Source organism: Pedobacter sp. 01T416_2 (assembly GCF_056398925.1).
This window is the reverse complement of the sequence record NZ_JBFTQI010000329.1, coordinates 1-6,193: the sequence shown is the minus strand read 5'-3', so window position 1 is coordinate 6,193 and position 6,193 is coordinate 1. Positions and strand designations below refer to the sequence as shown.

At 42.4% G+C, this 6,193-nt stretch carries 2 protein-coding genes; both read right to left on the bottom strand.

Features of this window, described 5'->3' with window-relative positions:
• Nucleotides 1–147 precede the first annotated feature (147 nt).
• A complete protein-coding gene (locus AC1DPQ_RS14670; RefSeq protein WP_477609953.1) occupies nt 148–1,740 on the bottom strand; it encodes a discoidin domain-containing protein in 1,593 nt (530 codons plus the stop codon).
• A 37-nt stretch (nt 1,741–1,777) separates the two neighbouring features.
• On the bottom strand, nt 1,778–6,193 hold a 4,416-nt coding region (locus AC1DPQ_RS14665), incomplete at its 5' end, for an Ig-like domain-containing protein (protein ID WP_477609951.1).

Sequence of the window (6,193 nt, the reverse complement as noted above, 5' to 3'; positions counted from 1 at the left end):
ATGTAACTGTTTTACAGGCTTGTTCTTAAAATGAGCAGACCTTTTAAAAAGAATGCTTCCCTAACATTAAAAAATAACCGCATAAAAAAGAGAGTGCTTTTTGGGCACTCTCTTTTCATACATCAATAACAATTGTATTTCAGCCTGTTAATATAATCCAAGTTCAGCTATAGCTGCATATTGAGTTCCATCCCAAGAGGTATTGGCCACAATTTTAAGATATTTAAAAGTCAATGACGATCCAAAAGCAAAATATTGTTTACTATTTGTTTTAATGGTTGTAAAACTTCCCCTCGAGGTGAAGTTCACACCATCGGTACTGGTTAATATTTCGAAATTTTTAATCGCTCTGCTCGATCCCGAGGGGTGTTGTATAGCTACACCTGTTGCGGTTTTATTGCTACCCAGATTTATGCTGATATAGTGGGGGAAAGTTCCTGTAGGTGAGGATGTCCATCTGCTGTGCCAAACCGTCGACGAATTATTGTCAAGTATATTTGCAGCGTAGCCATTTGTACCACTGGTTTCCTGGGTACTGAATCCATCAATCGTCCATCCTGTTTTGCTAAGTTCGKGGCGATAACCGAAGTTCACTACAGGTATACCACCCTGGAAAGTATAATAATAGATATGTTCGGTAATGGTACCATTGGTATGCACAAATTTTACCTTTAGCTCATAAGGTATCCCATCAGTCTTTACCCAAAAATCCGATATGGGCATTACAACACTGAAACTGTCTGTGCCGATCTTTGAACTGGCCCAGGTAATCGCATTATAGTCCTTGTTAACTCCAGTACCCTCGTTGTTTACATTGGGATCGTTATAATACAGGATCTTGTCTACCGTACCTGTAGAAGTAAATTTTCCAGAGCAGAGAATCGCACCTTGCGCTGCAGAGTAGCTGGCATAAATTTTGGGTATTGTGGTACTTACGCTACCATAATAAGTGGAATTATTATCGTTGAATACTTCGTTGTTATTAAAAATGGCGGCGTCTACTGCAGAAATATAGGTTGGTGTTTTACCTAAGGTATAGTTGCCATACCCCATCAATGATGTACCCAAGCTGCTTTTTTGAGATACCGATTCCCTGTTATGGGAAGAATTGAGTGCATGCGCCAGTTCATGTGCCGTTCCACCGATCCACATTGTAAACGGGTCAGTTCCAATATTGGCAATGTTCAGACCTGCATAATCCAAGGCATAGCAGTATTTTCCAACCCCATAAAATGGATTTCCTCCAGCAGGCTCTCCATTTGCATTTGTTGAGAAAGGTGGTAACAGTATAAGCACATGCTGGCTTTGTTTTAGGCCCGGATTGGTTGCATAGAAATTATTCACTTCTGTAACTCCAGTACCAGCATTGAAATTTATTTTAGATTGTGCACTTCTGATTACACTGATTTGGACCAATTGAGTAACCGAATCTTTAACAAGGCCAAAGGTTTTTGGCCCATATCCATTTCTATCCAATTCCTGAGCATAGTAATTCTGGATCCATGTTAGCACCCCATCAATTCTTGATCTAAAATTTGCAACAGTGTCAAGATCCGTCGGAATCAGATAGGCAACAGTAAGATTGCGGGTGTGTGATAACACTGGATTCGCTACGGTCATCTGTGGTTTAGACTTGTAGGTGTTTCCCGTTTCTGCAACAGGTATCTCTGTTCTTTTACATGAGGACGTAAAGAGGACTGCAGTTGCCGCAAGGGCAATCAATAATTGTTTTTTTTTCATTTTATTTATGGTTTAGGTTGAATGCTACTGTCATCTATTATAACTTAATTACTTTTACAACCTTTCTTTGTGTGCCCTGTTTTATTTCTATCAAATACATCCCTGGAACAAGTTCATCTCCAAAATTTAGCTGGTCATGAGCATCTGTTTTAGCTTCTTTAACCAATTGTTGGGCTATATTAAATATTCTATAATATACTATTTCTTTACTAGGGCTTTCTACATGCACTTTAAATGCACTGGTACTCGGATTTGGCCAGGCCTTAACTTTTAATGTTTCGGAAGGCAAAATGACGGTATTTATATCCTCGTTTGAGAATACTTCTTCCGTGTTTTGTATGTTGTTGTTTGGCTCCTGATTCAATAAGAGTTCCGGTCTGTTGCTTGCAGCTTCTCGCGAATTAAAGCTTACATTGTTGGCCGAGCTTGTGGTTCCCTGATTGATTAACCTGAAAGAAATGATTTTGTTGTTCGCTGCCAATTGGCTGTTGATGTAGGCAGTTACGTCTAGGTCGTACCATCGACCATTTAAATTACTGACGGTATAATTCCCGATCAATGTGCCGGCCTCAGCTGGTTGGTTATTCCAAGTAATTGTACTTTCAGTCCAGGTTGTATTGGAAAGTCCATATACAGATACTACCCTGGTTGGATCTGCGCCAACACTGGAAACATAAACCCGCAATTTCGCACTTTCGACGCTGGATTGTGTAAACGAAGTATAATCAAATCGCAAATACGACTGCCTAAAAAATGATGATCCATCTTTTTTCACTTCCAAAGTTGTTGCCGCCCCATATTTTGTATTTGCCAATGAACCATCTCGTACAAATGCGTCCGCTACCGGATTAACAACTAAAGCTTGTGGAGTATTTATGGTAATATTAACCGCACCCGATACAGTTATCCCTCCACTGTTGTCGGTCGCTTTTGCGGTAAGCGCATAAGTTCCTGCAGCAGGGTTATTCCAGGTGAAGCTATAAGGTGCAGTGGTTGACTGGCCTAATAAAGTGCTGCCCTGATAAAACTCTACTTTAGCAACCGTACCATCCGCATCCGTAGCGCTAGCATTAATAGTAACATTCGTACCTGCTGTGTATACATTATTGTTTGCCGGTGAACTGATGGCTACCGTTGGCAAGGTATTGATAGTAACCTTAACGGTGTCTGACATTATTGTTCCTCCGTTATTATCCGTTGCTTTAGCGATAAGGCTGTAATTTCCTGCTGTAGGATTATTCCAGTTAAAGCTGTAAGGCGCTGTGGTAGACTGACCTAATAAAGTGCTGCCCTGATAAAACTCTACTTTRCTAATTGTTCCGTCCGCATCCGTAGCGCTGGCATTAATAGTAACATTTGCACCTGCTGTAAATACAGTATTGTTTGCTGGTGAACTGATGGCTACCGTTGGCAAGGTATTGATAGTAACCTTAACGGTGTCTGACATTGTTGTTCCTCCGTTATTATCCGTTGCTTTAGCGATAAGGCTGTAATTTCCTGCTGTAGGATTATTCCAGTTAAAGCTGTAAGGCGCTGTGGTTGACTGACCTAAAAGTGTGCTGCCCTGATAAAATTCTACCTTAGCAACCGTTCCATCGGTATCAGCAGCATTGGCATCAATAACAACATTGGTACCAGCCGTTAACACCGTATTGTTTGCCGGTGAACTGATGGCCACGGTTGGCAAGGTATTGATGATTACCTTCACCGTGTCTGATACCTTTATTCCTCCGTTATTATCGGTTGCTTTAGCGGTTAGGTTGTAATTTCCTACAGCTGGAGTAGTCCAGGTGAAGCTATAAGGTGCAGTGGTTGACTGACCTAAAAGTGTGCTGCCCTGATAAAATTCTACCTTAGCAACCGTTCCATCGGTATCGGCAGCATTGGCATTAATAGCAACATCGCTACCAACTGTAACTACTGCATTGCTAACAGGCGAAGTAATCGATACCGTTGGCAACGAGTTGGCAACGTCTACAGCCGGATAAACCAGTTTTCTTGAACCATCATATCCGATAGCATAAACACTTGTAGAACCGGCACCATATTGAACCGTTGTGGTTGCGTTTGCAGTTGTGCCATCGCCTGCGGCATAAATAGCCACATCGGTAAGTGCCTTTTGGTTATAGGTCTCAAAAGCTACTGCACCAGTCCATTTCGTATTGTCGATCGTTAACGTACCTGCATTAACGGTTACACCGACCGTTGCAACTGCGGTTGCCGCCAATGGGATACGGTTTTTATAGGTATCTACAGTATTTGCCGAAATGTAATTCAATACCGGGGATACCGGTTTTGGATATTTGGCTTTCATTGCAGTACTTAAAGCATCTATCTGCGCCTGGGTAATTGTTAAACGGCGTATTGTGCCATAATCGCTAATATCCGCATCAATTGGCAGCAGATAACCTCCTTTTATGAAAAAATCAGTCAGGTCTTCATGAACGGCATCGCTGGCAGCGGTTACAAAATTAATGATCAATTGTCCGTCATTTACACCAACCTGACTGGTTGTACGCATTTTCTCCAGCACATCACCATACCAGAAAGCCACATCTGGTAGCCCAGCCGGAGCTGCTGTACCAGATAATCGCTGCTGCATGGTAGGCAGGTCTTTACACGCCCCGGCAGCCTGATAATACAGTTCCAATTGCCAGAAAGGCACTAGCGGAATATAGGCATCTATTGCATTCCCAGGTGTCTGGATGTGTTTTTTCTGTATTAAACTATAATCTAATAACAGACTGAATCTACCACCGATTACACTTGGACCTCCTACCTTAGTTTTCTCGGCCTGTTTTTCCATCTTTGAAGAATTCGGATACCTGCTGCCATAGATATACATGATCCAGGCCGAATTGATGTTATTGGTTACCTCGGTCATGCCGATCCATTTGGCTCCGGGCCTCACCTGGTTATTGTGGCCATATTCATGGGCTACTCCCCATGGATCGTAAAGAACACCTGCAGCACTGTACAGATTGGATCCACTACCTCCCGCGCCTATAAGATAGTTCACGCCATCACTGCTTGCATTGGGATTTCCATCCTCAGATACAGACCTCAGGAACATGTGGTTTTTAGGTACTCTGTTATATTTGGTCAGGCCGTTTAAAATATATTCTTTATGCACAATAGTGTCGTAGGCAGCAACCAGCTCTTTTCCGCCGTTCGGTGAACCGTTTAGGAGTATATATTTATGTAAGTTTAAATTTGTATAGGTTCCTTTGATGTCCAAAGTTGGATAAACACCGTTCAGCAACATTTTTGTCCATTCATCATTGGTGTCGGTTAAAGGATTGAAATATCCGTTAACCTGGCCAGTGGCTATGTTAACCCGCACAGGCTGCAGATTGGCATTATCGCTAAAATAGCTGATGTAGGCCAAGCCATTATGTGCCACATTGATAATGTTTACCCCCTTCTGCAAAGGATAACTATCGGTAGTGGCACTGTTATTAAGCGCAAAGTCCTTAATGAGCAATTTTGGGTTTACACCATAGGTATCGCCAACAAAAACAACCGCTTTGGTATTGGCCTTAAAGGCAATCCCTGTCGGGTTTTCAACCTTGTTCAAACCATTTGTCTTTAATATGCCCTCAACTGTACCGGTATTTGGATAAAAATCATAGGTCTGTACGCGGTATTTCCTGTTGTAGGTATTGTTGAAAATACACTGCGCCATGGATTTAAAAAACGGAGAAGCAATGGCATCGATATCGGTCTGTGTGATTTCGGGTTTTAACGTAGTATACAGATCATCCGCAAAAACATTACTGGACACCGGTCTGGCAGCGCGGTGAAACTCCATTTCAGCGCAGTTAACTACATTGTTTACACCAGAAAATATTTTAAATACAATTTTCGTGACGTTTTGCAGGTTGGCCGGAAATGTAAATGTAGAAGGGGTATTAACAAGGCCGGCATCAAAATCCATCAGCTTGGTCAAAGTAGCCTGCGTTGCACTGGTGTACCAGATCTCCCCTTTTCCAATGTTACCGTTTACTCCGCCATCTGTTCTGGGAAAATATTTTATGTAATCCATGCTGTTATTTCCCCCAAAGTCAAAATTCATCAATACCGGTTTGACCTGGCTGACGCCTTCGGTATAAGCAGAAAAATAAAACGAACTTAAACTGCCATCTATAGAGTAGCCGATAAGGCGCTGCTGCTCATTCGCAACCGTCCCGTTTACAGCAGTCGGCTGTATCTTTGCGTCTGCAAATAAATCCAGGTCTGCAGTTGGGTGCTCACAGTCTGTAGAAACCAGCGTTCCCGTTTCTGCAGAGCTAAAATTGATTTCGGCACAACTTGAAAAATTGCCTCCTGCCGCCCTGATTACAAAGCGGACGATATAGGGTTTTACAATCGGGCTGGCTGTCATGTCGATCGTTTTTACCGCATTGGTCTGGGCCCAGCTAATATTGCTCAGCTTGCTTACAAAAACCGAAGG